The 26415-nt window shown below is 71.3% G+C and carries 28 protein-coding genes; 12 read left to right on the forward strand and 16 right to left on the reverse strand.

Annotation, left to right across the window (positions count from 1 at the left end; genetic code table 11):
* Positions 1-74: 74 nt before the first annotated feature.
* The 5 genes from ACZ6TV_RS45395 to ACZ6TV_RS45415 all read right to left on the reverse strand — a co-directional run bounded on the left by ACZ6TV_RS45395 (position 75) and on the right by ACZ6TV_RS45415 (position 4546).
* The gene (locus ACZ6TV_RS45395; protein WP_465306060.1) at positions 75-1016 is read right to left on the reverse strand and encodes a transporter; all 942 of its coding nucleotides are present in this window, start codon (positions 1014-1016) and stop codon (positions 75-77) included.
* Positions 1013-1903 carry an ABC transporter ATP-binding protein gene (locus ACZ6TV_RS45400; RefSeq protein ID WP_465306200.1) on the reverse strand — a complete coding sequence of 297 codons (891 nt, stop codon included), beginning with the start codon at positions 1901-1903 and terminating at the stop codon, positions 1013-1015. Before ACZ6TV_RS45400 ends, ACZ6TV_RS45395 begins: the two co-directional genes overlap by 4 nt.
* Positions 1904-1914: 11 nt before the next feature.
* Complete coding sequence (locus tag ACZ6TV_RS45405; protein WP_465306062.1) at positions 1915-2322, reverse strand: GntR family transcriptional regulator; 408 nt, start codon at positions 2320-2322, stop codon at positions 1915-1917.
* 83 nt (positions 2323-2405) lie between these two features.
* Positions 2406-3272, reverse strand: a complete 867-nt coding sequence (locus ACZ6TV_RS45410) for a S41 family peptidase (RefSeq protein ID WP_465306064.1) — start codon at positions 3270-3272, stop codon at positions 2406-2408.
* Positions 3273-3343: 71 nt separating this feature from the next.
* A complete protein-coding gene (locus tag ACZ6TV_RS45415) occupies positions 3344-4546 on the reverse strand; it encodes an FAD-dependent monooxygenase (RefSeq protein ID WP_465306066.1) in 1203 nt (400 codons plus the stop codon).
* 390 nt (positions 4547-4936) lie between these two features.
* Between ACZ6TV_RS45415 and ACZ6TV_RS45420 the strand changes: the two genes are divergently transcribed.
* Positions 4937-5728 (forward strand): SAM-dependent methyltransferase, encoded by a 792-nt coding sequence (locus ACZ6TV_RS45420; protein WP_465306068.1) that lies wholly within the window; start codon positions 4937-4939, stop codon positions 5726-5728.
* 300 nt (positions 5729-6028) lie between these two features.
* Positions 6029-7657 carry an EAL domain-containing protein gene (locus ACZ6TV_RS45425; protein WP_465306070.1) on the forward strand — a complete coding sequence of 543 codons (1629 nt, stop codon included), beginning with the start codon at positions 6029-6031 and terminating at the stop codon, positions 7655-7657.
* Positions 7658-7717: 60 nt separating this feature from the next.
* Here ACZ6TV_RS45425 and ACZ6TV_RS45430 read toward each other — a convergent pair whose 3' ends face one another.
* Positions 7718-8926: an FAD-dependent monooxygenase gene (locus tag ACZ6TV_RS45430; RefSeq protein WP_465306072.1), complete on the reverse strand. Its 1209-nt coding sequence runs from the start codon at positions 8924-8926 to the stop codon at positions 7718-7720.
* 31 nt (positions 8927-8957) lie between these two features.
* A complete protein-coding gene (locus ACZ6TV_RS45435; protein ID WP_465306074.1) occupies positions 8958-9536 on the reverse strand; it encodes a GNAT family N-acetyltransferase in 579 nt (192 codons plus the stop codon).
* 209 nt (positions 9537-9745) lie between these two features.
* On the opposite strand from ACZ6TV_RS45435, the gene ACZ6TV_RS45440 reads away from it, so the two are divergent.
* On the forward strand, positions 9746-11404 hold the full coding sequence (locus tag ACZ6TV_RS45440) for an APC family permease (RefSeq protein ID WP_465306076.1): 1659 nt from the start codon (positions 9746-9748) through the stop codon (positions 11402-11404).
* 20 nt (positions 11405-11424) lie between these two features.
* Here the strand turns inward: ACZ6TV_RS45440 and ACZ6TV_RS45445 are convergent, their stop codons facing one another.
* The gene (locus tag ACZ6TV_RS45445) at positions 11425-12630 is read right to left on the reverse strand and encodes a rhomboid-like protein (protein WP_465306078.1); all 1206 of its coding nucleotides are present in this window, start codon (positions 12628-12630) and stop codon (positions 11425-11427) included.
* 111 nt (positions 12631-12741) lie between these two features.
* On the opposite strand from ACZ6TV_RS45445, the gene ACZ6TV_RS45450 reads away from it, so the two are divergent.
* The 3 genes from ACZ6TV_RS45450 (at position 12742) to ACZ6TV_RS45460 (ending at position 15598) form a co-directional block, all read left to right on the forward strand.
* Complete coding sequence (locus ACZ6TV_RS45450) at positions 12742-13563, forward strand: hypothetical protein (RefSeq protein ID WP_465306080.1); 822 nt, start codon at positions 12742-12744, stop codon at positions 13561-13563.
* 73 nt (positions 13564-13636) lie between these two features.
* Positions 13637-14620 (forward strand): hypothetical protein, encoded by a 984-nt coding sequence (locus ACZ6TV_RS45455; RefSeq protein WP_465306082.1) that lies wholly within the window; start codon positions 13637-13639, stop codon positions 14618-14620.
* A 72-nt stretch (positions 14621-14692) separates the two neighbouring features.
* On the forward strand, positions 14693-15598 hold the full coding sequence (locus ACZ6TV_RS45460) for an SAM-dependent methyltransferase (protein WP_465306084.1): 906 nt from the start codon (positions 14693-14695) through the stop codon (positions 15596-15598).
* Positions 15599-15630: 32 nt separating this feature from the next.
* On the opposite strand, the gene ACZ6TV_RS45465 is transcribed toward ACZ6TV_RS45460, so the two are convergent.
* Positions 15631-16008 carry a VOC family protein gene (locus ACZ6TV_RS45465; RefSeq protein ID WP_465306086.1) on the reverse strand — a complete coding sequence of 126 codons (378 nt, stop codon included), beginning with the start codon at positions 16006-16008 and terminating at the stop codon, positions 15631-15633.
* A gap of 115 nt (positions 16009-16123) precedes the next feature.
* On the opposite strand from ACZ6TV_RS45465, the gene ACZ6TV_RS45470 reads away from it, so the two are divergent.
* A complete protein-coding gene (locus tag ACZ6TV_RS45470) occupies positions 16124-16234 on the forward strand; it encodes a DUF7919 family protein (RefSeq protein ID WP_465306088.1) in 111 nt (36 codons plus the stop codon).
* Positions 16235-16239: 5 nt separating this feature from the next.
* Here ACZ6TV_RS45470 and ACZ6TV_RS45475 read toward each other — a convergent pair whose 3' ends face one another.
* Positions 16240-16818, reverse strand: a complete 579-nt coding sequence (locus tag ACZ6TV_RS45475) for a hypothetical protein (RefSeq protein WP_465306090.1) — start codon at positions 16816-16818, stop codon at positions 16240-16242.
* Between the two features lie 251 nt (positions 16819-17069).
* Here ACZ6TV_RS45475 and ACZ6TV_RS45480 point away from each other — a divergent pair, with 251 nt between their 5' ends.
* Positions 17070-17696, forward strand: coding sequence for an SMI1/KNR4 family protein (locus ACZ6TV_RS45480; RefSeq protein WP_465306092.1), 627 nt, complete (start codon positions 17070-17072; stop codon positions 17694-17696).
* 9 nt (positions 17697-17705) lie between these two features.
* Here ACZ6TV_RS45480 and ACZ6TV_RS45485 read toward each other — a convergent pair whose 3' ends face one another.
* Complete coding sequence (locus ACZ6TV_RS45485) at positions 17706-18995, reverse strand: YibE/F family protein (RefSeq protein WP_465306094.1); 1290 nt, start codon at positions 18993-18995, stop codon at positions 17706-17708.
* An 83-nt stretch (positions 18996-19078) separates the two neighbouring features.
* Positions 19079-19417: a hypothetical protein gene (locus ACZ6TV_RS45490; RefSeq protein WP_465306096.1), complete on the reverse strand. Its 339-nt coding sequence runs from the start codon at positions 19415-19417 to the stop codon at positions 19079-19081.
* Between the two features lie 114 nt (positions 19418-19531).
* On the opposite strand from ACZ6TV_RS45490, the gene ACZ6TV_RS45495 reads away from it, so the two are divergent.
* From ACZ6TV_RS45495 to ACZ6TV_RS45505, 3 genes are all read left to right on the forward strand, one after another.
* On the forward strand, positions 19532-20107 hold the full coding sequence (locus tag ACZ6TV_RS45495; protein WP_465306098.1) for a hypothetical protein: 576 nt from the start codon (positions 19532-19534) through the stop codon (positions 20105-20107).
* Between the two features lie 117 nt (positions 20108-20224).
* On the forward strand, positions 20225-20383 hold the full coding sequence (locus tag ACZ6TV_RS45500; protein ID WP_465306100.1) for a hypothetical protein: 159 nt from the start codon (positions 20225-20227) through the stop codon (positions 20381-20383).
* 330 nt (positions 20384-20713) lie between these two features.
* A complete protein-coding gene (locus ACZ6TV_RS45505) occupies positions 20714-21229 on the forward strand; it encodes a DUF4240 domain-containing protein (protein ID WP_465306102.1) in 516 nt (171 codons plus the stop codon).
* Positions 21230-21370: 141 nt separating this feature from the next.
* Here ACZ6TV_RS45505 and ACZ6TV_RS45510 read toward each other — a convergent pair whose 3' ends face one another.
* On the reverse strand, positions 21371-22558 hold the full coding sequence (locus tag ACZ6TV_RS45510; protein WP_465306104.1) for a barstar family protein: 1188 nt from the start codon (positions 22556-22558) through the stop codon (positions 21371-21373).
* A gap of 9 nt (positions 22559-22567) precedes the next feature.
* On the reverse strand, positions 22568-22795 hold the full coding sequence (locus ACZ6TV_RS45515) for a DUF6000 family protein (RefSeq protein WP_465306106.1): 228 nt from the start codon (positions 22793-22795) through the stop codon (positions 22568-22570).
* 91 nt (positions 22796-22886) lie between these two features.
* On the opposite strand from ACZ6TV_RS45515, the gene ACZ6TV_RS45520 reads away from it, so the two are divergent.
* On the forward strand, positions 22887-23771 hold the full coding sequence (locus ACZ6TV_RS45520) for a hypothetical protein (RefSeq protein WP_465306108.1): 885 nt from the start codon (positions 22887-22889) through the stop codon (positions 23769-23771).
* A gap of 31 nt (positions 23772-23802) precedes the next feature.
* On the opposite strand, the gene ACZ6TV_RS45525 is transcribed toward ACZ6TV_RS45520, so the two are convergent.
* Both ACZ6TV_RS45525 and ACZ6TV_RS45530 read right to left on the reverse strand, forming a co-directional pair.
* Positions 23803-24858 (reverse strand): ABC transporter ATP-binding protein, encoded by a 1056-nt coding sequence (locus tag ACZ6TV_RS45525; protein WP_465306110.1) that lies wholly within the window; start codon positions 24856-24858, stop codon positions 23803-23805.
* Entirely contained in the window at positions 24855-26348 is a 1494-nt protein-coding gene (locus tag ACZ6TV_RS45530; protein ID WP_465306112.1) for an ABC transporter permease, read from the reverse strand. The genes ACZ6TV_RS45525 and ACZ6TV_RS45530 overlap by 4 nt, the downstream gene beginning before the upstream one ends.
* Positions 26349-26415: the final 67 nt, after the last annotated feature.

Raw genomic sequence — 26415 nt, forward strand, 5'->3', positions numbered from 1 at the left:
GTACGGCGAGATCCTGGCCCGCCCCTGATCGGGTTCCGGTGTGCGCGGGCGTCCGCGCACACCCACCGGCGGCGTCAGGCGATGCGGCGCACGCGGCGGATCGCGAGCCAGACGAGCAGCGCGGCGGCCGCGACGAAGATGCCGGTCTCGATCCACTGGAAGGTCCAGAACCGGCTCTCGGGCTGGTACACCTGGTAGTTGTAGGCCCCTGGGTGCAGGCCCATCTCGCGGGCCGCGGCGCACAGACCCCCGTCGACCTCGGGCCGGCAGACCATCATGCCGCCGGCGACGCGGGTGCCGTCCGCCTGGCGCACCTCGGTGGACATCAGCCAGGCGCCGGCCATCAGGTCGACGTGGTCGTCGATCGCGAGGCTGCGGGTGAGCGGCGCCATGAAGCGTGGCCGGGCGTAGAGGCCGACGGCGACCCGTGCGGCGATGTAGGCCGGCAGGGTGACCGCTATCGCGGACATGACCTTCGGCAGCAGGGTGCCGGCGTACAGGCCGAGGGCGACCGCGAACAGCGTGTAGCCGACCGGGACGACGCCCTGGACGTCGAAGAAGACCTCGGTGAAGCGGCTCTCGCGGAACTGCAGGGGTTTGAACCACCAGGCGATGCCCAGGCCGTAGCCGGCGGCGAGGACGGCGACCGCGCCGCCGAGGAGGCCGGCCTTGGTCCAGGCCCACTGCCGGCGGCTGACGCCCTGGGTCCAGATCATGCGGTGGGTGCCCTGCTCGATCTCGCGGGCGACGAGCGGCGCGCCCCAGAACAGGCCGAAGAGCAGCGGCACGGCCAGGAGCAGTACCGCGACGTAGAGCAGTGGGCTGTAGGTGTCGATGAACTGTTTGAGCCCGAGGTCGCACAGCTCGCCGCCGTTCGCGCAGCCCTGCCCGACGAGCCGGTCGAGGTCGCGGCGCATCGCCAGGCCGGTCGGCACGATGAACGCGGCCAGGGCCACCAGCCCGAGCAGCGTGTAGAGGCCCTGCTTGCGGTGCTGCCGCCAGGTCAGCCAGATCATGCCGCGACTCCCCATGCCTCGTGGGTGGCCTCCGTGACGCCGTCGGACAGGTAGGCCAGGATCAGGTCTTCCAGGGTCAGCTCGTGCACCGTCCACGACGGGTCGACGACCCGGCCGGTGACGCGCACCAGCAGCGTCGACTGCCGGTCGGTGTGGCGGGCCCGGACGACGGCGGCCACACCGCCGATCGGCTCGCCGTGGTGCCGCGGGCCGATCAGCCGCCGGTGCTCGCCGACGATGCCGTCGACGGCGCCGGACAGCTGCACGGCGCCGGAGCTCAGCACGACGAGGTGGTCGCAGGATTGCTCGAGGTCGGCGAGGATGTGCGAGGAGAGCAGCACGGTCGTGCCGGACTCGGCGACGCTGCCCATCAGCGTCTGCAGGAACTCGCGCCGCGCGACGGGGTCGAGGCTGGCGACCGGCTCGTCGAGCAGCAGCAGCCGGGGCCGCTTGGCGAGGGCCAGGGCGAGGGCGACCTGGGCGCGCTGGCCGCCGGAGAGCTTGCCGACCGGGATCCGGGGCGGGATGCCTGCCTGGGCGAGCCGGGTCCGGGCGAGCGTGGCGTCCCACCGCCGGTTGACCTTGCCGCCCATGGTGACGAGTTCGTCGGCGGTGAAGTCGCGGTAGAGCGGGGTGTCCTGGGCGACGAAGCCGATGTCGGCGAGGGCGGCGGTGTTCTCGTACGGCGTGTTGCCGAAGACCCGCACCGCGCCGGCGTCGGGGCGCAGCAGGCCGACGGCCAGATGCAGCAGCGTGGACTTGCCGGATCCGTTGGGCCCGACCAGCGCGGCGACCCGGCCGGCCGGCAGCCGCAGGGTGCAGTCCCGCAGCGCCCAGCGTGCCCCGTACCGCTTGCCGAGCCCGTCGGCCTCCAGCACGTGCTCCATCTCGTGTCCTCTCATGCCAGCTCCTCCAGCAGTGCGTCGGCCTGCCGCGCGGCGCGGATCGTGGTGTCGACGAGCGCGGTGACGTCCTCGTCGCTCAGGCCCGCCGCCTGGGCCCGGCGCAGCCAGTCGAGCAGCTCGGTGCGCAGGTCTGCCTGGTTGGCGAGGGAGTCTCCGGCGAGGGTGCCGGTGACGAACGTGCCGACCCCCGGCCGCCCCTCGGCGAGCCCTTCGAGCTCCAGCTCCCGGTAGGCCTTCAGGACCGTGTTCGGGTTGATGGCCAGGGACTGCGCGACGTCGCGGACCTTCGGCAGCCGGTCGCCGGGCGCCAGCAGCCCGACCCGCAGGGCCTGTTTGACCTGCTGGACGAGCTGCATGTACGTGTTGACCTTCGACCGGCCGTCCAGCACGAACTCGATCACGCCGGCCCGCCTCTCTGTTGTCCTACGACAGTAAGACTATAAGACAAGAGGGCCGAAGTCATAGGTGCGGTCGCCGTGGGCCGTCAGCGCAGCGCTGCCACCGCGGTCTCGATCACCGTGCCGGGCGGGCTGACGACGTCGGGCACGACGCCGGTGCCCTCCCAGTTGGTGCCGGTGACGCTGTCGACGACGTGGGCCTCGGGCAGGAACGCCAGCACCGTCGGCGCCAGCCGGATCGGCGTGATGTGATCGGCGGCGCCGGGCGTGGTTTCACCCACGACGACAACCCTGCCCTGCGCCTGCAGGTGGTAGGCGAGCGCTTCGCCGGACGAGAACGTGCCGGGGCCGACGAGGACGGCGACCGGCTGCCGCAGACTCGTGCCGGCCGGCAGGGCGGGTGTCCACCACTGGCGCCGCCGGTCCGGGTAGACGACCTCGGACAGCTGCGTCGGCGTGTCGCCGAGCAACCGGCCGGCGATGTGCGCCACCGTCGCCGGGTCGCCGCCCCCGTTGGCACGCAGGTCGAGCAGGATCCGGGCCGAGCCCTGAGCGAGGGCGAACGCGGCGTCGAGATACGGCTGGGCGAGGCCGATGGCGTCGAGGTCGTCGACGCTGATGAGGCAGGTGCCGTCCGCCAGCCGCCGCACCTGCGAAACGCACGCGGCCCGGGCCCGGACCACGTCCGGGTCGGGATCCGGCCAGCCCGGCGACTCGGTGTCGGGCCGGCCGGTGCCGCCGGGCTCGAACGTGAGCGCGAGATGGCGGGAGACCGTCCACGCACACCGTTCGATGGCCGCGCAGTCGGTGCCGGTGACCGGGGTGTCCACGGCTCCGAACCGTTCGGTGAGCACGGCGATGAGCGCGTCGCGGCGCGCGCCGGCCGGCATCAGCCGGCGCAGCCAGTCGGTGAGCCGCTCGACGAGGTCATGCACCAGTAGGGCGTCGGACATGACCGAACGGTAGAGCAGCGGGTCCCCGGCCAGCAGCCTCGACCGCTACGCCCGCAGCGAACCGGCTCCGCTCAGCCTTCGATGAGCGTCGCGATCCGGCGGGCGGTGGCGCGGTCCCGCACCAGCCCGCCGAGCATGTCGCGGAGTGCGTCGCCGGTCTCGTCGCCGGCTTCGAGCGCGACCTGCAGGCGCGTGAGCGCGAGGGTGCGTTGCGCGGCGGGGCGCCGCTCCGACTGGTACGCGTCGAGCCGGTTCTGCGGCGCCGCGTCACGCAGTACCGCGGCGAGTGCCTTGCCGAGGGCGACGGCGTCGAGCAGGCCGGCGTTGATGGCCGATCCGCCGGCGCTGAAGATGTGCGCGGCGTCGCCGGCGAGGAAGACCCGGCCGTCGCGGTACCGCTCCGCGTGCCGGCTGTTCGCGACGACGCTCCTCGCGGCAGAGGCCGTCGTGTACGGCAGATCGGCGCCCAGGACGCGGCGGAGGCTGGCCCGTAGTTCGTCGTCGCTCAGCTCGTTGGTCGGCTCGCTGTCACCGCGCGGTTCGTGCGTGCTGACGATGTACACGTCGGCCGGGGCGGAGCGGTCGAGTGCATTCACTGGGGCGATGGTGATCGATCCGTGTCCGGTCCGGTTGGGTTGGAACGGCACGAGCTTGCCGATGCCGCGCAGGTCGATGCTGTTGCCGACCCGGGCCGCGGCTCCGGCCGGGATGGTGACCCGGGCCAGCCGGGAGATGTCGGTGCTGGTGATGCCGGGGAAGCCGATGCCGAGGCTCTTGCGCACGAAGCTGTGCGCGCCGTCGCAGCCGACGAGGTACCGCGTGCGCAGCTCGACGGACGAGCCTTCGGCGGTGGCCTGGACGGTCACCCCGTCGCCGTCCTGCTCGAACCCGGTGACCTCGTGCCCGCGCAGGACCGTGGCACCGAGGCGCACGGCGCGCTCCGCCAGCAGGCTTTCCAGCCGGTGCTGCGGCACCGGGAGCACGTGCAGCGGACTGCGCAGCAGGCCGAGCTCGAGGGTGAACGGGCCGAAGCGAAACCGCGGTGGCCGCACGACCCGCAGCCCGGTGCCCCGCAGGACCTTGCGCCGCCGCAACTCCAGAGCGGCCCGGCCGACGACGCCGTTGCCTTTCGGGATCTGGACCGGCTCGTCCGCGCGGTCGAGAACGACCGCACGGACGCCTGCGGCGGCGAGGTCGCCGGCGAGCATCAGGCCCGTCGGCCCGGCGCCGACGACGACCACGTCAAGGACAGCTGCATCAGTCAGGGTCGACATGCGTGTCAACCTAACTTGACACGAAATTCCTGTCAACCTTGGTTGACGAGAGGCACTGGGCGGGCCGGTCGCGGGATCGCGTGCGGTGGCCTCACGCCATTGGCTGGACGCGCGGACTTGTGCCGCCGTGCGGCGGAGGTGGCGGGCTGGGTGACCGGCCGTCCGGACCTGTCGACGTGGTTGATGGGTCGCACCGATGCGCACGTCCAACCGGATCGGGGGTGGAACGATCTATTCCCTAACCTTTATCGTGAATGCACGTGCATTTTGCCGGAGGCGTGCAATCGCGTTTCCGGCATGCGTTCGCTGCACACCTGAAATTGGTGATCGTCGAACTGGCCGGTGCGCCTGACAGCGGTAGGAAAGGGGCCAGCGATGGTGCCGGAGTGGGTGCCTGACGGTGTCGACATCACCACGCCGAACGCGGCGCGGGTCTATGACTATGCGCTCGGCGGGTTCCACAACTTCGAGGTCGACCGCCGATTCGCCGAGGATGCCGAACGGGTGTGGCCGGGTATCATCCAGCTCGCGCACGACAACCGCGCGTTTCTGGGGCGGGCGGTGCGGTGGCTGGCCGGCACGGGGATCCGGCAGTTCCTGGACATCGGCTCGGGGATCCCGACGCTGGGCAACGTCCACGAGGTGGCGCAGCACGCCGCCGCGGACGCGAAGGTCGTCTATGTCGACATCGACCCGGTGGCTGTCGCGCACAGCCGCCGGATCCTGACCGGCAACCGGTACGCCACCGCCGTCAAGGGTGACGTCCGGCGGCCGCAGGACATCCTCGGTCATCCCGAGGTCGCCGAGCTGCTGGACTTCTCCGAACCGGTCGGTGTGTTGATGGTGGCGGTACTGCACTTCATCGCCGACACCGACGACCCGGCCGGCATCCTCCGCCAGTTCGCCGACGCCACCGTCACCGGCAGCTGCGTCGCGATCTCGCACGCGGTGCCCGCCGACGACGCGGCAGGGCAGGAGAACGTGCGACTGCTCTACCAGCACACCCCTACATCCCTGCACGTCCGTACACCTGACCAGGTCGTGGACCTGCTCGCCGGGTGGCAGGTGGTGGACCCGGGTCTGCTGCCGATCAGCGACTGGCACCCCGACCCCGAGGACGCCGGCGATCCCGCGCAGCGTTCGGCGTTCGGCGGTGTGGCCCGCAAGACCACCGACCCATAGACGGCGGTGCTCACCCGTTCGAGGGACGTGCTGGTACTCGCCTCCCGGTGGCGTCGACAATGTTTTGTCGGAGGACTCCGCCGACTTTCAGTCCGCTGCGGCGTGGAAGGGCGCCTTCATGTCACAGTCGACGGCAAACGCACCCGCCAGCGATGGTCTTCGCTGGAGGTATCGCGTGTGGTGACACCATCCGAGCCATTGGTCGCGGCGTTCGCGGCGGTCTGGGAACGGGCACTGCCCAGGACGAATTTCGTTGCCGGTGGACGGGCACGCCGTTCGCGGATCCTGCAAGACCTGACCGTGCGGCTGCGCACCGCGTTGACCGGTCCTGCCGCCGATCCGCACGCCGGTTTCCTGGTCGGTGGCGACCTCGTCCGCAACACGATGGCCGACCCGCAGATCATGGCCGCGAGCATGCGCATCCTGGGCGAGCGTCTCCTGACCGATCTGCGGCTCACCGGACAGGCGCCCGCCGACCGGCTCACCGGACTGATCGAACAGCTGGCCCTCGGCTTCACCACCGCGCTGCGGGACCAGGTCCGTGCCGCGGCGGAGGACATCGGCAGGGACGAACGTGAGGCATGGCGGGCCCACCAGCAGCAGTTGCAGCACCAGCTCCGGCACGCGTTGCTGCACGACCCGCTGACCGGCCTGCCGAACCGGGCAGCGCTCAACGCCTACCTCGACACGGTCATCGCCCGGAAACCGGCCACCCGCATCGGCGTGTGCCTGCTCAACCTGCAACGGTTCGCCGCGATCAACGACATCTACGGCACCGTCGTCGCGGACCGGCTCCTCCAGGACACCGCACGACGGCTCCGCGGCCTCGCCGCCGATCGGGAGCACTACCTCGCCCACCTCGGCGCCGACACCTTCGCCCTCGTCGCCGAGGACACCACCGGACCCGACGACGCCGTCAAGACCGCCGACGCCGCGCTGCGGCTGCTGCGGCAGCCGTTTCAGGCCCACGGTCACACACTGTCCATCACCGCGCGAGCGGGCATCGTGGAGCGACCCGCCGGCGACAGCGGCCCGGGTGACCTGCTCCGCGCGGCGGCGATGGCAGTGACCTGGGCCCGCCGTGACAACCCGGCGACATCATGGGCGCTGTTCGAGCCGGCCCGCGAAGCGCGAGATGTCCGCCGCCACCAACTCACCCACGCTCTGCCGGACGCCGTACGGGGCGGCCAGCTCACCCTCGCCTACCAGCCGATCATCCGGATGCACGACAACACCATCACCGGCATGCACGCACTCCCACGCTGGCACCACCCCACTCTCGGGCCTGTGCCCGCCGGCGAGTTCCTCGACCTGGCCGACCGCATCGGAGTCCTGATCCCGCTGAGCACCGGCCTCCTGCGTGAAGCGTGCGTACGGGCCGCGACGTGGCAGTCGACGCCGCAACCACCGATGCTCAGCATCGACTGCGCCACCGCCCATCTCCGCGACCCGCACATCGTCACCACCGTCACCGCCGCGCTCGACGCCAGCGGCCTTCCACCCGGCCAGCTGCAACTCACCGTCGAGCAGGACGCCCTGCACGACACGAGCGACGACATCGCGTTCAACGTCGACGGACTGGCCCGCACCGGCATCCACCTCGCCGTCAACAACACCGGCGGCCCCGCCCACCTCGCCGAGTCCCCGATCAGCACCGTCAACCTCGACCCGCGCCTCCTGCACGGCCTCGACGTCTACCTCCCCACCTATGCCTCGACCAGCACGACCCTCGCCTGGCTCATCGAGATGTTCCACGACCTCGCCCGTACCGTCGCCGCCACCGACGTCCGCAACCGGGACCAACTCGAAGCTCTCAACGACCTCGGCTGCGACGCCGCCCGCGGCGACCACCTCGCCCACCCCATGAGCGCCGAAGCGGCCGACCGGCTCTTCAACCCCACGAACCGGCCCCCGCCTCCACCGCCATGAATCACACCTGCCTGAACCTGTGGGTCAGTCGTCGGCGCCGAGGCCCGGCCCGGCGGGTCGTCAGGCCCGGGAGTCCGGCAGCCCGTCGTAGTCGGGCAGCTCGACGCCGTTGATCGCGCGCTCGACCAGCTCGGTGAGCGCCTCCATGTCGGGCTCCGGCGCCGGCTCGGCGTCCGGCCCCGGGGCGTCGAGGCTCTGTACGTGCATTTGGCCGATCTCCTGGTTGGCCTCCACGAACGAGCGCATCCGCCCCTCGAACGCGGCGAACCCCGCCTCCGGGTCCCACCCGGCCGCGGCCAGCTCGCCGGCCAGCAGGTAGGCACCGACCAGGGCCAGCCCGGTGCCCTGCCCGGACATCGGCGACGAGCTGAACGCCGCGTCTCCGAACAGCCCCACCCGGCCGCTGTGCCAGCGGTCCATGACGACCTGGGCGACCTGGTCGAGGTAGAAGTCCGGGGTGTCGTCCAGGTGCGCCAGGATCTGCGGCGTCAACCAGCCGAAGCCGGTCATCCGCTCCCGCAGCAGCTTTTTCTGGGCCGCGACGTCGCGGTAGTCGACGTCGAACGAGGCCGCGGGGAACGAGAACATGGCCATCGCCCGGGTGGCGTCCTGGATCGGCCGCAGCAGTGCGGTGCGTCCGGACTCCTTGTCCTGGCACTCGATCAACCAGCTGTCCAGCCCGAACTCATTGGGCACGCTGTAGAAGGCCAGCACGAGCCCGAGGTGGCGGACGAACCGCTCGTGCGGCCCGAAGACCATCGCCCGCAGCGCCGAGTGCAGCCCGTCCGCCCCGATCACCAGGTCGAAGCGCCGCCGGTCGCCGCCCGCGAAGGTCACGTCGACGCCTTCGCCGTCCTGCGCGAGCTCCGCGATCCGGTCGCCGAAGAGGTACTCGACGTCGTTTCGGGTGTCGTCGTACAGCACCTGGGACAGGTCCCCGCGCAAGATCTCGATCTCCGCGATGTACCCGTCGCCGCCGTGATCGTCCGCCCGGAAGGTCTCCAGCACGGCCCCGTCCACGTCCACCGTGTGAGCGCCCGCGGTTGCGGTGCGGGCGGCGCGTACCGCCGCGTCCAGCCCCATCTTCCCGATGACGTCCTTGGTCACCCCGCGGGCGTCCACCGCCTGCCCGCCGGGGCGCAATTCAGGGGCCCGCTCCACCACGGTCACCTCGGCACCCCGCCGGTGCAGCCAATGCGCCAACGCGGGCCCCGCGATGCTCGCCCCCGTCACCAACACCCTGGTCCTGCTCACAGCGCCCCCGCTCACCTGTCCGGATATCTGTGGATCGTACCGATGCTCACGGCGCTGACGGCGACACCGGCTCGGACGACGGCCGCCATTCTCGCCTGATCAGCCCGTAGACCCACGAGTCGGAGACCTCACCGTTCACGACGCAGTCTTCCCGCAACGTCCCTTCACGCACGAACCCGAGCTTCTCCAGCACGCGGGCGGACGCCACGTTGCGCGTGTCGGTCTCGGCCTGGACGCGGTTCAGGTCCAGCGTGTCGAACGCCCACCGCAGCAGAGCGCGCGCGGCCTCCGTCGCGTAGCCGTGGCCCCATGCGGCATCGTCGAAGCAGTACCCCAGCGACGCGCTGCGGTAGTCCGGATTCCACTGGCTCAAGCCGCACCAGCCGATGAACACCCCGTCGGAGACCCGATCCACGGCCACCCGCGCCCCGGTGCCCTCCCCTTCTATCTGCCGGCAGGCCGTGATGAACCGCCCGGCGCGCGCACGGTCGCTCCATGGCGGCGCGTCCCAGTAGCGCAGCACGTGGGCGCTGCTGTGCAGCGCGAAGAGGTCGTCCGCGTCCGCTTCATCGAAGGGCCGCAGCCGAAGGCGAGCGGTGTGCAGCGCAGGAGTGGGCAGCGACATGCGTTTTGCCTCCCGTGATTGGTGACCGAACCAGCAGACGCCGGATGCCGGCCACTGGCAACGGGTTTCCTCGGACGGAAGCGAGCAGAAGTTCCCGCCGGGCCTGGGTTTCGGGTGGGCGGAACCGCGGTATCTGGCCCGGAACGGGCCGGCTGACCCCACCCGCCGGCGCGGTGTCACGGCCCGCCGCCGACCTGGTGAGGTGCGCCGTGCAGGATGCGGGCGGCACGGCCGGCCGGATGCCCGCGGGCTCCGGCTTCCTGCGGCGCGAAGTGGGGCTGTGGGGCCTGACGTTCGTGTCGCTGGGCTCGATCATCGGCTCCGGCTGGCTGCTCGGCGCGCTGACCGCGGCGCAGGCCGCCGGGCCGGCGTCGCTGATCTCCTGGCTGCTCGCCGGTGGGATGCTCGCGCTGCTCGCCCTGGTCCACGCGGAGCTCGGCACCTCGTACCCGGTCGCCGGCGGCACCGCGCGGTTCCCCGGGTTCGCGTTCGGCGCGCTCGCCGGGCTCACCGCGGGCTGGGCCGCCTGGCTGCAGGCCGTGACGATCGCCCCGATCGAGGTGGAGGCGAGCCTGCAGTACCTCAACAACATCGCATGGGTCCGCGACCACCTCGGCCTCCTGCACACCGACGGCACGCTGTCACCGGCCGGGCTGGGCTTCGCCACCCTGCTCATGCTGCTGTTCACCGTGATCAACGTGCTGGGGGTGCGGCGGCTCACCAGGAGCAACGCCACCGTCGTGGGCTGGAAGCTCGCGGTGCCGGTGCTCACCATCGTCGTCATTGCCGCGCTGACCTTCCAGCCGTCCAACTTCACCGCGGGCGGAGGATTCAGCCCGTACGGCGCCCACGGCATCTTCGCCGCGCTGCCCGCCGGTGTCGTCTTCTCCCTGCAGGGCTTCGAACAGGCGATCCAGCTGGGCGGCGAGGCGCGCGATCCGCAGCGGGACCTGTCCCGCGCCGTGATCCTGGCCATGCTGATCGGCACAGTGCTGTACATCCTGCTGCAGATCGTCTTCATCGGCGGTCTGGACCCGCGCAACCTCGCCGGCGGGTGGGCGCATCCGGTGGGCGCCGGCGACTTCGGCCCGTATGCGACCATCGCCGCCGCGGCGGGCGCCGGCTGGCTGGCCGGGTTGCTGTACGCCGACGCGTTCGTCTCGCCCGCGGGGACGGGACTGGTCTACCTCGGCGCGTCGGCCCGGCTCTCCTACGCGCTGGCCCGGCAGGGCACCCTGCCGCAGGCGCTGAGCTACGTCAGCCGCCGCGGCGTTCCGCTGTACTCGATCGCGCTGGCGTTCGTCGCGGGGGAGCTGGCCTTCCTGCCGTACCCCAGCTGGCAGTCGCTCGTCGGGCTCGTCACGTCGGCGACCGCGATCATGTACGCGTTCGCGCCGGTGTCGCTGACCGCGCTGCGCCGCCGCGACCCCCGGCGCCACCGCCCCTACCGGGTGCCCGCCGCCGGGGTCACCGCACCCGCGGCCTTCGTCGCGGCGAACCTGGTGATCTACTGGGGCGGCTTCGAGGCGACCTGGAAGCTCCTGGTGGCGATCGGCGCGGGGCTGGCACTCTTCGCGATGACCGTGGCGCACACCCCAGACCGGGCGCGGCCCGCCATCGACTGGCGTGGGTCGTCGTGGATCTGGCCCTGGCTCGTCGGGCTCACCGTCATCGGTTTCCTCGGCCGGTACGGACGCGGCGCGCGCCTGTGGCTGCCCGGCTGGATCGACCTGCTCGTGGTGATCGTTTTCAGTCTCGTGATCTTCGCCTACGCCGTCAGCGTGGCCGTGGACGGCGAGCGGGTGCGTGCGGCGGTCGACCGGGAACGGACCGAACTCGCCACCCCGCTGGAGCGTGCCGCACCGTGACGATCGAGTACCACCGCTGGTCAGGACTGTTGCTTGTCCTGGGTGACATCGGGCACCGGGGTGCCGCCGGTCCGGGCGAGCGCGCTGGTCAGTGCCGGCCGGCCGGCGGGATCGCTCAGCAGCAGCAGTGCGCTCCGCTCCGTCGGCAGGGCCCGCATCGTCCGCTCGACGGTGGTGTCGCTGAGGCCGGTGTCGTGCCGGCGCGCCACCACCGCGCCCGCGCCCGCGCCGATGACCAGACCGGTCAGCGGGAGACCGACGAAGGTGCCCAGCACCACCCCCCACGCGCCGCCGGCGAGGGCGCCGTCGATCGCGTCCATGTCCCGGGTCTCCTGCACGTGGATCCGGTCCGCCCGGTCGGTCCAGGCGAGCACGGCGTCGTCGAGGCGCACCGGACGGTGCTGGCGCAGCGCGGTGATCAGGGCTGCGCGAGCCCCCGTCACGTCGTCGAACGAGTAGGCCATGGTCTGGTCGGCGCGCCGCCGGGCCGGGCGGGGCAGGTGCCCGGCCAGCGGACGCCGCCGCAGCTGCCAACCGGCCAGGAACCCCAGACCGACGGCCAGCAGGTGCCCGATGTCGGTGAACGTGCCGCCGTTCAGCAACGGCAGGACGACGATCGCGATCGCCAGCGGCACCAGGTACCGCCGCGCACGCACCGGCAGGGTGAGCGCCAGCGCGCCGGCGACGGCGTGCGAGCCGTAGCTCGTGCCCACGTCACTGGCCACGGTGATCGCGCCGCCCAACCAGCCGCCGCGGACGCCGGCCAGCAGCAGCCCGTACACGATGCAGCTCGTCACCGCGTTGGACCCGAAGAACACCACGAGCAGCCGCCGCCACCCCCACAGCACCTCGGCCACCGACAGAAGCACCAGCAGCGGGATCAGCGCCAGCACGCCGACCCGTTCGTCGAGCACGAAGGCGCTGGTGACCAGCGTCCAGATCCGGTGGTTCTGCAGGTTGGCCACGTTGGTGGAGTTGGCGAGGACGATCTGGGCCCGGACCTCCGCACTGACGGCGTGGTTCAGGACGACGTTGACGGCGATGACCATCAGCACGTACAGCGGGGCCAGTCGCACCCGCGCGAGGAACGACAGGCAGATCTTCGCCTTGGCCGACCGGCCCTCCGCGCCGACAAGGGCGTCGGCGAGCTCGCCGCCAGGCAGGTAGGAGGCCGCTACAAGGCCAGGACGATCCCGATAAAACCGGCACCGGCTCCGCACGCCCATGAGATGCGACCCATCAAAGATGATCTCCCCGTCGAGTGTACCGCCGCCGGACGTCGTGCAGGTATCGGTCCGGCTCTCGCCCGGCCGGGCCCCGGCTGGCAGGCTGACGCCATGGATCGCGGGGGCGCGGTGCCCGTCAAGTGGTGGCAGTCGACGCTGCTCGGGCTCGGCGCCGCATTGCCGTTGGTGTGGGCGGTCTTGGCCTTCACGGAAGACGTGCCCTCCGGGGGCGGGTCCGGTGACGTCGTCGTGTTCGTCGTGTACGGGCCGATGATCGTGGCCGCACTCGCGGTCATCGGATGGCTGACGGTGTGGATCGCCGGGGACGGCAAGACACGGTGGCGGCACTGGTGGTGGGTGTTCGTCACGCCCTTGGCCATGTGGGGCGTGCTGCTGATCGGCGCGCTCACCAGCGGACCTGCGATAGCGGTGTCCGAGCAGCGGCTGGGCTGGTCACTGGTCGTGCTGGTGATGTACTGCGCGGTCAGCGCCGGCACCGCCGAACGCGCGCCGCGAGTGGTGAGCGCGCTCGCGGTCGTGATCGGTCTCGCGGCCGCACCGCTGATGATCGCCTACGACGACACCTCGCAGTACCGGTGGCGCAAGGCCACCTTCGCGTCGGCGCCGCAGGCGTTGCCGGTGATTCCTGGCTACACGGTGGCCGCTGTGCGGGGTGAAGGACCGGTACTCGAGGTCGACATGAAGGGACCGACAGACCTGCGGGTGTCGGTGCAGCGATGCCAGGACTGCACCGTCCGCCGCCAGTACTCCGGCAACTGGATCACCGTCGTGGACGGAACCTTCGCGCTCTGGATACCGGTGGTGGAGAGCCCAACGGGGCAACTGCTGGCCCTGGAAGGCATCTCGTTGCGCCCTTCCAGCCTCAACGAGCTGGCGTCCTTTCCGATGGCCGCCTCGTACGACGTGGATTAGTCCCGCTCGAGGTGCTCCGCCACTTGGTGTGCGGGCAGGGCCCATTCGATCGAGTCGCCCTACGATCCTCGGCATGACTCGTACGACGCCGCCGCGCCGGGTGGACTTGGCGGTGCTGTTTCCGGAGCTGGCCGGGTACGCGGCAACGGCCACTCGGCTGCATCCCCGGCCCGGCAACCCAACGACCGTCGACAGTTCGGTCGGCGGTCGTCTGCTGTGGCCGGCTGACGAGCCCTGGCCGGTATGCGAGGACGGGCAGGACCACTACGTCTTCCAGCTCCGGACGCCGGCGACGGTCCGTCGTAGCCGGGAGATCTACGCGGCGGCGCGGACCCGGGCGGCCGCGGGCGGCACCCGGTACGAGCTGACCGACGAGGAGCGGGCCGAGCTGCCGCCCTACGACCACTCCGAGCCGGAGGACCGCATCGACGAGCTGATTCCGCTGGTACCGGTGGCGCAGCTGTACCGGCGGGACGTCCCCGACTTCACCGGCCCGGACGACGCCGACCTGTTGCAGGTGCTGTGGTGCCCCCTCGATCATCCGGACGAGGGCTACAACCCGAGGGTGAGGCTGTACTGGCGGCGCAGCGCCGACGTGACACAGCCCCTGAGCGTGGCCCCTGAGCCGACCGTCGTGAGCGGCGCCTACCTGCCGACCCCGTGTGTCGTGCATCCAGAGCAGATCCGCGAGTACCAGTACGGCCGGCTGCTGCCGGTGGAGCTCGACGCCCGGATCGCCGCGTGGGAGGGCGAGACCGGGCTCAGCTACCAGTACGACCTGTCCCTGGCTCCCGGTTGGAAGGTGAACGGTTTCGCGAACTGGTCGCTGACCGACCCGCATCCGATGAACTGCGCCGAGTGTGGCACCGCGATGACGCTGCTGTTCACCGCCGACTCCAGCGAATGGCACGGCACGGGAGGCAGCTGGAGACCGGTGGACGAGCCGCCGGACGCCTCGTCCGGCCCCACCGACGTGTCGATCGGCCGCGGCTACGCCTTGTACGTCTTCCGCTGCCCGGAATCCTACGAACACCCGCCCGCGACCGCCATGCAGTAGGCGCTGCCGGCCGACATTTTCACGGCGACGGGACCGTGTAGATTCGCCGGCACGCGAGGAAGGGTGCGAGACATGGCAGAACACCGCAGCTGGGATGTCACCACCGGGCCCGGCATCACGGCCCTCGGCCTTGCTGCGGCGCGTACCGTCGAATCGTCGCGTCCGGACGCGCTGATCGACGACCCGTTCGGCGCCGCGTTCATCCACGCCGTCGAGTCTCCGGTCGCGTTCCCGGTGTGCTGGCCCGAGCCCGGCGCCGAGGTCGGTGACCGGGACGCGCTGCATCTGCACGGCTCGCGTTACATCGGGGTCCGCTCACGGTTCTATGACGACGTCGTCCTCGCGGCGGTCGGTGGTGGCGTCCGGCAGGTCGTGCTCCTGGCCGCGGGCCTGGACACCAGGGCGTTCCGGCTCGGCTGGCCGTCCGGCGTGACCGTGTACGAGCTGGACCAGCCGCAGGTCGTCGCGTTCAAGGACGACGTGCTCGACCGTGCGGGTGCCGGGCCCGCGTGCGTCCGTGTCCCGGTCGGCGCCGACCTGCGCGAGGACTGGCCGGCGGCGTTGACCGGCGCCGGGTTCGACGCCTCCGCGCCGGCTGTCTGGGTGGCGGAGGGGTTGTTGGCGTACCTGCCGGCGGCAGCGGAGGAGCAGCTGCTGCGGCGCATCGACGAGCACTCCGTGCCGGGGAGCCGGCTCGCGCTGGACCGCATCGTCCAGGTGGACCACCTCGCCGCCGACCGGGCGGCGCTCGACGAGCTCAGCGAACGGTCCGGGGTCCAGATGCGGTCCCTGATCAACACCGAGCAGCGCCGGGATCCGGCGGAGCAGCTGCGAGCGGCCGGCTGGAGCGTCGGCGAGGAAGCCGTGACGGCCGTCGCGGCGCGATACGGCCGGGACCTGTCCGACCCGTTCGGCCGGCAGGCGACGCCGCCGTGGCTGGACACCCGGTTCCTCAGCGCCGTGCTGGATCGCCGCTGATCAAAGACGCTCCCGCGCAGTAGGCCCGGACCTCAGCCGCCGTACGGCACGGTGATGATCTCGAGGTTGTGACCGTCGGCGTCCTCCCAGTACAGCCCGCGGCCGCCGTCGTTGGTGTTGATCCTTCCCGGCTGCCGGTGGTGCGGATCCGCCCAGTACGACAGCCCGTGCGCCTCGATGCGGGCGAAGATCTCGTCGAACTCCGCCTCCGACACGAGGAACGCGTAGTGCTGGGGATGGACGGTGCCGGCCTCCTGCGAGAAGTCGAGCGAGCAGCCGTTGGCGAGCTCGACGACCAGAAACGGCCCGAACGGAACCGGCTCCGCGACGCCCAGCAGCTCGGCGAGGAGCCGGGCCGACCGCTCCCGGTCACGCGCGTGGACGATGGTGTGGTTGAGCTGAACAGGCATGCCCTCAACGCTACGCGGAGCGCCTATATTGCCTCGTGGCCTGCTTCGCGGATCTGACGCCCTACGCGCACGGAGACGCTGACCACGACAGGGTGGCGCTCGGACGGCGCGCACGTTGGACTACCGTCCGCGGTACGAGCGGCTCAACGTCGGCTGGCTGGACGCGTCGCAGCCCTTCGACACCGGCCCGGTCCCCGACCGGTTCCCCGACGCGACGCACCGGTAGAACACTCAGTCGGCCGGTAGCACCGAGGCGTCAAGCTCCCACATACCAGCGGGAACAAGGACGCACACCGGTCGATCCTCCGCGGAACTTGCCGTCTCATAGGCAATGGTTATCTCCTGAGCGGCCCGTCCCTGTGGCGGCAGCAGCCGCATCACGATCCGGTAGGCCACCCCGTCACCACGCTCCGCCGCTTGCCTCAGCAGCGCGAATGCCGCAGCGTCGTCACCTCTCTGATGGAGCAGGCCGGCCAGGTTCGTCGGCGCGTCAGGGTCCCCGTCCGCGACCGCGGCCCGCAGGCAATCCTCGGCGTCGTCCAGCGCGCCGTCGTCCCAAAGCGTGACCCCGAGCAGGCTCCGGGCGCCCGGCACCCGGGCCGCCACCGCCTCGTCCAGCAACCGCAATGCCTCCGTGCGGGACGCGGCGCCGGCATCCGAGTACTGCTGGAGCAGAAACGCGGCGAGCCGCACTCGGGCCGGCCCGTGCCCCGCCGCCACCGCCGCACCCAGCAGCGCCAGTGCCTCGGCCGGACCACCCTCGTCCGCGAGCTCATCGCCTCGCTGAAACCACTGTTCCGCGCCGTCCACCCGGTCATGCAAGCACGCACGCCCACCGCCCGCCACCGCATCGGGCCAGCAGCCGTCTCCGCTGCGTAGCTGTGGTGACCTGCTCGGCTCCCAGCCGTTTCTGGCCGCCACCGCCAACCCGGCCGTGCTGCATCACGCACTGGCCTCGTCGCCCGAGCTCCAGCCGTTCCTGTAGTACGGCACGGACGGTGAACTGATGCCGGTGTGGTCCGGCACCTGATCCGCGCGCCTTCTACGTCCTAGGGTTGGGCGTGACTTCGATCGAGCGGCCCCGCACGGCCGAGCAGTGGCGGGCCTACCTCGCCGCGTACAGCGCCGATTTCCTCCGCGTCGCCGATCCCGAGCGGCTTCATGGGCTGGGGGAGGAGCGGCGGGCCGGTGGGTGGCTCGGGTTCGCGGGGGCGGGCGAGGACGCGCTCGCCGCTGTCCAGACGCGGCTCGGGGTCGCGCTCCCGCCGGGGTACCGCGCGTTCCTGGCGGCCTCCGACGGATGGCTCGAGATGGGGCCGTTCGTGTGGACGATGCGGACCACCGCCGACGTCGGCTGGCTGCGGGACCTCGAGCCCGAGATGTGCGATACGGGTGACGAGGACGACGAACTGATGGCGCGGGTGCTGCTGGTGTCCGCCGACGCGGACGCCTGCTACTGGCTGCTCGATCCCTCGGACGTCGACGAGGACGGGGAGTGGGCGGCGTACGTCTGGGCCTCCTGGTACCCGGGTCTCAGCGAGCGGTTCGACTCGTTCGCCGACCTTGTCGCCGCCGAGCGGGAGTCGTTCGAGGAACTCAACGCCCGCGACGGACGCGCGGTCGAGCCCACCGGCGCGGCCGAGCTCATCGCCGAGGGGCGGCGGACGGCACTGCGGGGCGACATCTAGGCGGCGCGGCTACCCGGCGTGGCGTGCGGTGCTCCACAGGTCGTCCCCGTCGTCGTCGCGCCAAGGGTCGTCGGCCGGTGGCTTGGAGGCCGCCGGTCGCTCCGGTACGGGTGCCGTCTGCCGCTCGACCGAGATGAGCACGGCGAGCGCGGTGGTGATCGGCACGGCGGCGACGATGCCGATCGTGGCCACGACGCTGCGGACGACCTCCTGGGCGAGGAACTCGCTGGTGATCGTCTCCCCGAAGGGTTGGTTGCCGGCCGAGATGAGCAGCAGCACCGGCAGCGACGCGCCGGCGTAGGCGAGGACGAGCGTGTTCACCACCGCGGCGATGTGTGCCCGGCCGACGCGGGTCGCGGCGCGGTACACCTGCCGCCGGGTCATGCCGGGGTCGGCTGCCGCCAGCTCGCTCACCGCCGCGGCCTGCGTGACGGTGACGTCGTCCAGCACGCCGAGCGAGCCGATGACGATGCCCGCGAGCAGGAGTCCGTGCAGGTCGACGGCCTGGAAGAACATGGCGAGGGTGGTCGCGTTCTCGCCGCCGTTGCCGGTGAGGTGGGTCAGTTCGACCGACCATACGCCCAGCACGCCGGTGAGGGTGAGGCTGGCGAGCGTGCCCAGGACCGCCACGGACGTGCGCACCGAGATGCCGTGGGTGAGGTACAGCACGGCCAGCATGATCGCCGCCGAGCCGGCCACCGCGACGGCGAGGGGCGGCTGACCGGCGGCGATGGCGGGCACGACGAACAGCAGCAAGACGGCGAAGCTGACCCCGAGCCCGGCGATCGCCGCGGCCCCACGCCACCGGCCGAACACCGCGATCACGAGGGCGCCGAGGACGGCCAGCCAGATCAGCGGCTTGCCGCGCTGGTGGTCGATGATGGTGTACTGCTGAGCCTCCGGCCCGTCCGGCGTGTCGACGAGCAGCATGACGACCTCGTCGCCGACCGAGACGCGCGGCGCCTGCGGCCCGTCGGGCACCGAGGTCCGGATGGTGCGGCCTGTGTCGGGTCCGTCCTCGACGCGGACGTCCACCGTGCCGCACCGGCTGGTGGCGATGCCGGTCGGGGTCTGGACGATCTCGTCCGGGGTGCAGGCGCGCTCCTCGACCCGGGTGACGGTGCCGAGATGGCGCCTGCCCGTGTCGCCGTCCGCGCGGGGCGGCTCGGTGCGGGGCCAGAGCACGGCGATCGCCGCCAAGGTCGCGGCGATCACCGGCAGCATGACGGCGATGATGATGACGCGGATGCGCCGCGACGCGGCCGGTCCGGTGGTGTGGTGGTCGTGCCCGGTTGCCATGCACGCTTCCGTTCAGGCGGCGTGCCGGGCGCGACAAGGCCCGGCACGGTGACGAAGAGGGTGGACGTGGAGCGCCTCTTCGATCAGTGCAGCCACACCTGCAGCTGGGCGCGGTCGACCGCCGGGCGCACCGCCGTCGATCCCGGTGACGGCGCACCGACCGCCGGCGGCGTGAGTTCGTGGCATCGCGCGGTGCCGGCATCGATCGCGAGCGGATCCACCGTCCGCGCCGGGGAATGGTCGGCGGCCGGGCGTCCGGAGGTCCGCGCGGCATCCGGCTCGCAGTCGCCGGCGGCGGCAACCAGTCCGGTCACCGCGGGCGCACGCTCCGGCAGCAGCACGACGGGGTGGACCGTGTAGCCCATCACACTCAAGGCGAGCAACAGCCACAACAGCGGCTGCATGCTGCCCTGACGACGCATCGGATGCCTCTCACCTGAACCCGGAAGCTGCCACCGTACCTGAGGCTGCCTGGACGAACGCGGTCGCCGGGGCGCTACTATGGCGGCTCCCGTCGGAGACCGAAGGGCCTGATCGTGGCACGTAACGGCGACCCGCTCCGCGGCGCCGTCCGGCATGTGGACACCGTGGCGGCCGTCGCCGCCGGTGTCGTCGCGTGCCTCGCCGCGGACGTGGTGGTCGCCGGCCTACTGGCACACAGCCACGGAGCCGCGCACGGCATCGCCGCCGGTGTCCGCCACGTCCACGACGACCAGGCCGCCGCGGCGATCGTCGTGGCCTTCCTCCTCGCCGCCGTCGGCATCGGGTCCGTCACGGCTTCCGTACGCCGGCCGAGCGGGCCTGGAGCGCGTTGGGCGGCGGGCCTGTCGGTCGTGTCGTTCCTCGGCGGCGAGCTGGTGTCGTCCGGCTGGGGCGCCGGCTCGCAGCCAACGCTGCTGTTCGCGGGCGGCGTCGCGTACGGGCTCGTCGGCGCCGTCGCCGGCCTGCTGTGCCGGCGCTGGATCGGCGAACGACCGCCCGTCGTGCGCGCCCGTCGTGCGCTCGCCGGCCCTGCCCGGCCCGACCCGGCGCAGCGACGCGACGTCCGGCCACCCGCGCGGTGGTGGGCGGCCTCGGTCGCGGGCCGAGCGCCGCCACTGCCGTCGCACTGATCGTCGCCCTCCGGCCTTCCCGGCCGCTCACGCGTCGCCTTCCGGCCGCTGTTCGTCAGCGGCCCATCACCTGATCGAAAGCGTTGCCGCCGCACGCTGCCATGGAACGGAGCCACCGTGTACCCCGACTCTCCAGACCGCCGCGACGACCGCGACGGCACCGACCGACGTGACGACAGGCGCACCCAGGACCCGGGCGCTTCGGCGCTGGTCCTGATCGGCGTCGTCGCGATCCTGATCATCGTCGGCTTCCTGTACGCCGTCCTCGCGCAATGACCACGGTCGCGGCGGTACCGGCCGACCGGTACCGCCGTGGCCCCGTGTGCAACGCGTCGACGGCTGGATCGAGTCGGCGCGCCGCGACCTCAGGACCGAAACGACCCGACGAATAGCGGCAGCAGCCACCCACCTCTCTCCGTTGTCCTGGCGGGACCGGTAAATCGCACTCATCGCCGGCCTGCCGGGAGTGAGCTGGGCAGTACGCCGAGATCGTCGGCCAAATGATCCTTTGGTCCGCCGGTGTCATGGCAGGATTGCGTCGCCGTGGCGAGCCGGAAACCGGTGACCGGCACTGCCGTCGCCCATGGCGACGAGTAGGAGAACGCGATGGACGACGAACAGTTCTGGCGGACGATCGACGGGACCCTGCAGCGTTCCGCCCAGGACACGGATGAGCAGGCCGAAGCGCTGCGCGATGTTCTCGTCGGCCTGCCCGACGCCGAGGTCCTCGACTTTCACCGGCGGTTGGTCGCGGCGAACCATGAGCTGTACACCTGGATCCACATGGCAGCGGTGGAACTGGTCGAAGGGTCGCTCGGGGATGACGGATTCACCGACTTCCGGACCTTTGTGGTTGCGACCGGGCGGCTTTCCTTCGAACGGTTCCGTGATGATCCGGACACGCTGGCAGACATCCTCGCCCAGCGAGGTATCGAACTCGCGGAGCCGTTCGGAGCCGTCGCCGACCAGGTGTACTTCGCCCGAACCGGCCGTCGTGCGGCGGACGACGGGGGCGGCCCACTCGAACCCTCGGAACCACCGTCCGGCGACCCGGCCATCCTCGACGACGCGACGCAGCTCCGGCAACGGCTGCCCCGCCTGAGCGCACGCGGGGACCGCTGATTCGTTGCCGAACCCGACGAATGCTCTGACCAAAATTCGCAGTGTTGGCCGGCATGCACTCAGTTGGCCTGGACGGCGAGTCCTGGTGAAAGATCGTGCCACTGCACTCCTGAGGTCCTGGCCACGGTCAGTCGCGCTTCTTCAGCGTAGTTCGAGCTGCACGCCGTCCTCGGTCAGACAGCGGACCAGGTTGTCGAAGGTGACTGCCGGGCCCCAGCTCTTCCGGTCGTAGCCGGGGATCAGGTGGGTGCGCGCCACCTCGGAGTCGTGCCAGATCAACCGGAAGCCGGGGGTGGCGCCGCCGTCCCCGGTGCCCGCGTTCTCGTGCAACCAGAACAGGTCGCCGCCGAACCAGCCGCCCGGGCCGTTGATCGCCTCGCCGATGGCGCAGAAGAACCCGTCGAGGTCGGTGACGTAGCGTCCGTCCAGGTGGTAAACCGTGCCCTCGGGCTTGTCCGGGGCATGCCTCCGGTGGAGCGCGGCGGCTTGCACCCAGAGATAGCGGTCGCTGCGATCAAGTTCTGCCCACTGGTTCGGCTCGTTGGGGCCGCCTGCGCGCCACGTGTCCCAGAGTGGACGATCGTTTGCCGCCAGTGGTTCCGGGATTCGCGCGCTCAAGGCGATATCGACCAGGTCGTCACCGAGGTCGGACGGGTGGGCCGCTACGACACTTCCGAATACCCGCTGTCCCCAGCCCATCTTGTGCGTCGTGCCGTCAACGCGTACATGGGCAAGCGCGGCCTCGAAGGAACCGGTGAGTCCGGGCCGGCAACCCAGCAAGGTCAACGGTGGACCCGGCGGCCAGATCTCAGGCCGCTCATGGAACAGACCCGCAACGTCCCGGCACTCGCCGGCCGGCGTCTCGGGGTGAGATTCGTCCGTCCCCGACCATGCGATCAGCCGATAACCGAAGACTGCGGGAGCGACGGTGCCGCCTTCATTGTTGTCCTCGACGCGGCGATGGCCTTCGAGGTCGATGTCGACCAAGCCGGAACCGTCCGCGGAAGGGCGATGTTCGACGACACGGACGTCGAGCAACTCCTCGACGATGTCGAAACACCCCCCGCATCCGGAATCACAACGTTTGCTCACCGGGCGGCCGGGGACGTGCGCACCCTCGACAACGAAGTTGCCGAACCAGGCCGGTCCCGTCCCGTTGGTCGCGGCGAGCAGGGGTCCAGACGGCGCGCAGCTCAGCAGGGTGTAACGCTCGTACAGCGGCTCTACCGGGAACACCCGGTCGACGAAGAGCCCGTCGATGTCCGCGCACTCAGTAAGAGCGGCGCCGGTTTCCTCGTCGAGCAGCCGCCAGCGCAGGGGAGTCGACACGGCCCGACCTTAGCCGAACCGGGCGAGCGCAGAGCAGTAACCCTGACCTGAACAGACCAGCTCGCCGGCCAGCAGCAGACCTTCGATGCGTTCCCGCCACTCGACCCGCCGGGCCACGCCGAGCAGCCACGCCGCGGTCAGCCAGGCATGCCATTCACAGCCAGGAGCGCATCGATCTCCTCGGGACGTCGGCGCCTCGCGTACCGCGATCCAGCGGCCGTGTTGACGGGTTCGCACCCTCCGGCAAAATGGGCCGGTGGGCTCACGCAGGTACCGCGGCAACTCTCGCCGCGAATGGCGGCACTACGTCTACATCGAGGCTCAGACCGTGGACCGTGAGCTGGACGAGAGCACGCGGTCCGTGCTCGAGATGCTGCCCGGGCAGCCGCTCGTGTCGTCGACCTACTTCGTCGCCTCGGTGGATTGGGACGACTACAGCTCGAAGATGGAGCAGTTCATTGAGCGCCACTTCGACGGCTGGTTGTACTTCCACAACAGCGGGCTTCGTCAGGTAGGGTTCCGGATTCCCCGCCAGGCACTGCCGGTCGAGGTGGTCGCACCGTACGTCGCGGATCGGTATGCGGTGCACGGCGTGACGATGACGGCCGATGCCGACGTGGTGGTCCTTCGTTTCGGGCGGCACGGCGAGGACGAGGAGCTCACCGGAGCAACGGGTGAAGATTGGTTCGACCACATCCTTCCGGTGCGGGAGGAGCTGATGTCGGGTCGTCTCGACGCGTTGGAACTCGGGCCGCTGGTCGGTGGCTACTGCGACGCTCTTCCCGGCCAACCCGACCTGCCGGCGGCTTACGGGCTGTCGAAAGCGACCCGGATCCTGGCCGCGTTCCTGCTCGTCGAGCCTGCCGAGCTGGAGCGCTGGGCGGCCGGCAGGCCGGCGGACCAAAGAGCCGAGCCGGCGGTCGACATGGCCGGAATCCGCCCCGGGGACGCTCGACTCGTACCTCCGCAAACGCGGACTGGATCCGAATCAGTGGCGTACTGGGAGTTCGCTGCCGCCGAATCCCATAAAACGTTCCGGATCCGGCTGGACCGGCGGCCGGACGGAAGCTGGACCGTCACGGCCACCGATCCCCGCAGTACGCAGCTGACCTTCGAATCCGAGCAGGATGCGCGACAGGGCTACCACGACGAGGCGTTCCGGCTGCACCGCCTCAACGCCCCGGGCCGGTGGCGGCAGATCGACGCCGGGTAATCGACGGGAATCAAGACGGCCCATCCCGAAATCAGCGGTGCGCCGGTATCGGGTAGGCGTGCACGGGTCCGTGCACAGCGATGGTGACCGGTCGGCCCGGGTCGTGTGCGGTGGTGCCGGCGGCCCGGGCGCGGATCGTCGCACCGCCGGCGAGCCGCACGGTGACGACCATGTCCGCGCCGAAGAACTCGCGGCTGACCACCGTGGCCGCGGCGTCGGTCGAGGTGCCGGCGTCGGAGAGTTGGAACTGTTCGGGGCGGATGAGGACCGTGGCGTCGCCGTCGGGGCAGGGCTGGGTGAGGGGCAGGGCGCCGAGCGGGCAGACGACCCGGCCGTTGTCGACCTTGCCGTCGAGGGCGCTGGCGGGTCCGAGCAGCAGCGCGGCGTCGACGGTGGCCGGCTGTGCGTAGAGCTGTTGCGGCGGGCCGGTCTGGGTGAACCTGCCGTCCGTCATGACGGCGACGTGATCGGCCATGGACAGCGCCTCGGCCTGGTCGTGGGTGACCAGGAGGGTGGAGACGTTCTCGGCCTTGAGCGCGGCGGCGACCGCGGTCCGGGTGGTTTCGCGGAGGGCTGTGTCGAGGGAGGAGAACGGCTCGTCGAGCAGGACGAGCGAGGGTTTGCGGGCGAGCGCGCGGGCGAGGGCGACCCGCTGCTGCTGGCCGCCGGAGAGCTGATGGGGGTACCGCCGGGCGAGAGCCGGATCGAGGCTGACCAGTTCCAGCAACGCCGCGGCCCGGTGCCGCCGCTGGTGTCTGCCGGTGCTCAGGTACGGCAGGCCGAAGGTGATGTTGTCCTGGACGTCCAGGTGCGGGAACAACGCACCTTCCTGGGCGACGTAGCCGATGTCGCGTTTGTTCGGCGGCAGGACGGTGCGGCCGCTGGACACGTCGGTACCGTTGAGGGTGACGGTGCCCGAGTCGGCGCGGTCGAATCCGGCGACGATCCGCAGCAGGGTGGTCTTGCCGCAGCCGGACGGGCCGAGGATCGCGGTGACGGATCCCCGGGCGATGTCGAGGTCGATGCCGTTGAGGACGGGCACCCGGCCGTAGCGCTTGAACAGCCCGTGCACGGACAGGGCGGTCATCGTGTGACTCCTCGGGAGGATTGCCGCAGCAGCAGGTAGGCCGACGGGAGCGACAGGACGATCATGCAGACGGCGTACGGTGCGGCTGCGGGGTAGTCGATCTCGGCGGCGGCGGACCAGAACTCGGTGGCCAGGGTGTGGGTTCCGGTCGGTGCGAGCAGGATCGTGGCGGTCAGCTCGGTGGTGACGGCGAGCGACACCAGGGCGGCCGCGGACAGCACGCCCGGTGCGGTGAGCGGGACGACGACGCGGCGGAAGGTGGCGAACGCGGACTGGCCGAGCCCGCGCGACGCCTCCTCGAGCGCCGGGGGTGCCTGGCCGATCGCCGAGCGCAGGTTCACCATCGCCCTGGGCAGGAACAGCATCACGTATGCGGCGACCACGACGGCGGTGGTCTGGTAGAGCGGCCGGGCATAGCGGATCGACACGGTCACCAGGGCGAGGCCGACGACGACGCCGGGGACGGCGCTGGCCAGGTAGGTGCTGCGTTCCAGCATGGTGGTCATCAGGCTCCGGTGCCGCACCGACAGCCACGCCAGCGGGAACCCGGCGGCGACGGTGGCGGCCGCGGCGAACGCGGCGAGTTTCGCGGTGGTCGCGAGTACCGGGAGCAGCTCGGACATGTCGAACCCGGCGGCGCCGGTGTAGCCGAGCCAGTGGGTGACGCTGTAGACGGGCACGCCGACGGCCAGGCCGACCACGGCGAGCGGCACCGCGACGGCCGGGGCGGTGAGCCGGCCGAGCCGGACCGGTGTGGCCGTGCGGGCGGCACCGGATCCCAGCCGGGCGGCCCGTGCCCGGCCGCGGGCCAGGACCTCCAGCGTGATGAACAGCAGGCAGCAGGCGATGAGCACGGCTGCGAGCGCGTTCGCCGCCGTGGACGCGAACGTCGACTCGTACTGGGCGATGATCGCGGTGGCGAAGGTGGCGTACTGCAGCTGCTCGATGGCGCCGAACTCGGCGAGCAGGTGCAGCGCGACGAGCAGCGAGCCGCCGAGCATCGCGGGGCGCAGCTGCGGCAGCACGACCCGCACCCACCCCCTGACCGGGCCGAGGCCGAGGCTGCGGGCCGTCTCCTCGAGCGCCGGGTCGAGCCCGCGCAGGGCGGCGGCGACCGGCAGCAACACGAACGGGTAGTAGGACAGGGCGGTGATCAGCGTGGCCGCCCAGAGCCCGTGCAGTTCGGGGGCGAGGCTGATCCACGCGTAGCTGTTCACGAACGCGGGGATCGCCAGCGGGCTGGCCAGCAACGCCAGCCACACGCCGCGGCCCGGGAGGTTGGTGCGTTCGACCAGCCACGCGAGGCCCACGCCGGCCGTCAGGCAGCAGAGGGTCGCGGTGGCGCACAGCAGGACCGTGTTGGCCAGCAGCTCGCCGATGAACGGCCGGAACACCAGCGGTTCGACGACGGGCCAGCCGACGTCGAAGCAGTAGTAGACGATGACGACGAGCGGGATCAGGGCGAAGCCCGCGATCAGCAGACATGGCACGAGCAGGCGCAGCGGCGGCAGCGACCGGAGTCGCCGCGTGGCTGCGCCTGCTGTCGGCCCGGCAGCG

The organism is Dactylosporangium sp. NPDC051087, assembly GCF_055586325.1.

Excerpts from the sequence above, each read along its gene's own strand:
- ACZ6TV_RS45485 (WP_465306094.1), bottom strand. The coding sequence starts at position 18,995 with ATGGCAACCGGGCACGACCACCACACCACCGGACCGGCCGCGTCGCGG.
- ACZ6TV_RS45490 (WP_465306096.1), bottom strand. The coding sequence starts at position 19,417 with ATGCGTCGTCAGGGCAGCATGCAGCCGCTGTTGTGGCTGTTGCTCGCC.
- ACZ6TV_RS45395 (WP_465306060.1), bottom strand. The coding sequence starts at position 1,016 with ATGATCTGGCTGACCTGGCGGCAGCACCGCAAGCAGGGCCTCTACACG.
- ACZ6TV_RS45445 (WP_465306078.1), bottom strand. The coding sequence starts at position 12,630 with ATGGGCGTGCGGAGCCGGTGCCGGTTTTATCGGGATCGTCCTGGCCTT.
- ACZ6TV_RS45505 (WP_465306102.1), top strand. The coding sequence starts at position 20,714 with ATGGACGACGAACAGTTCTGGCGGACGATCGACGGGACCCTGCAGCGT.
- ACZ6TV_RS45410 (WP_465306064.1), bottom strand. The coding sequence starts at position 3,272 with ATGTCCGACGCCCTACTGGTGCATGACCTCGTCGAGCGGCTCACCGAC.
- ACZ6TV_RS45460 (WP_465306084.1), top strand. The coding sequence starts at position 14,693 with ATGGCAGAACACCGCAGCTGGGATGTCACCACCGGGCCCGGCATCACG.
- ACZ6TV_RS45435 (WP_465306074.1), bottom strand. The coding sequence starts at position 9,536 with ATGTCGCTGCCCACTCCTGCGCTGCACACCGCTCGCCTTCGGCTGCGG.
- ACZ6TV_RS45525 (WP_465306110.1), bottom strand. The coding sequence starts at position 24,858 with ATGACCGCCCTGTCCGTGCACGGGCTGTTCAAGCGCTACGGCCGGGTG.
- ACZ6TV_RS45450 (WP_465306080.1), top strand. The coding sequence starts at position 12,742 with ATGGATCGCGGGGGCGCGGTGCCCGTCAAGTGGTGGCAGTCGACGCTG.
- ACZ6TV_RS45465 (WP_465306086.1), bottom strand. The coding sequence starts at position 16,008 with ATGCCTGTTCAGCTCAACCACACCATCGTCCACGCGCGTGACCGGGAG.
- ACZ6TV_RS45415 (WP_465306066.1), bottom strand. The coding sequence starts at position 4,546 with ATGTCGACCCTGACTGATGCAGCTGTCCTTGACGTGGTCGTCGTCGGC.
- ACZ6TV_RS45400 (WP_465306200.1), bottom strand. The coding sequence starts at position 1,903 with ATGGAGCACGTGCTGGAGGCCGACGGGCTCGGCAAGCGGTACGGGGCA.
- ACZ6TV_RS45455 (WP_465306082.1), top strand. The coding sequence starts at position 13,637 with ATGACTCGTACGACGCCGCCGCGCCGGGTGGACTTGGCGGTGCTGTTT.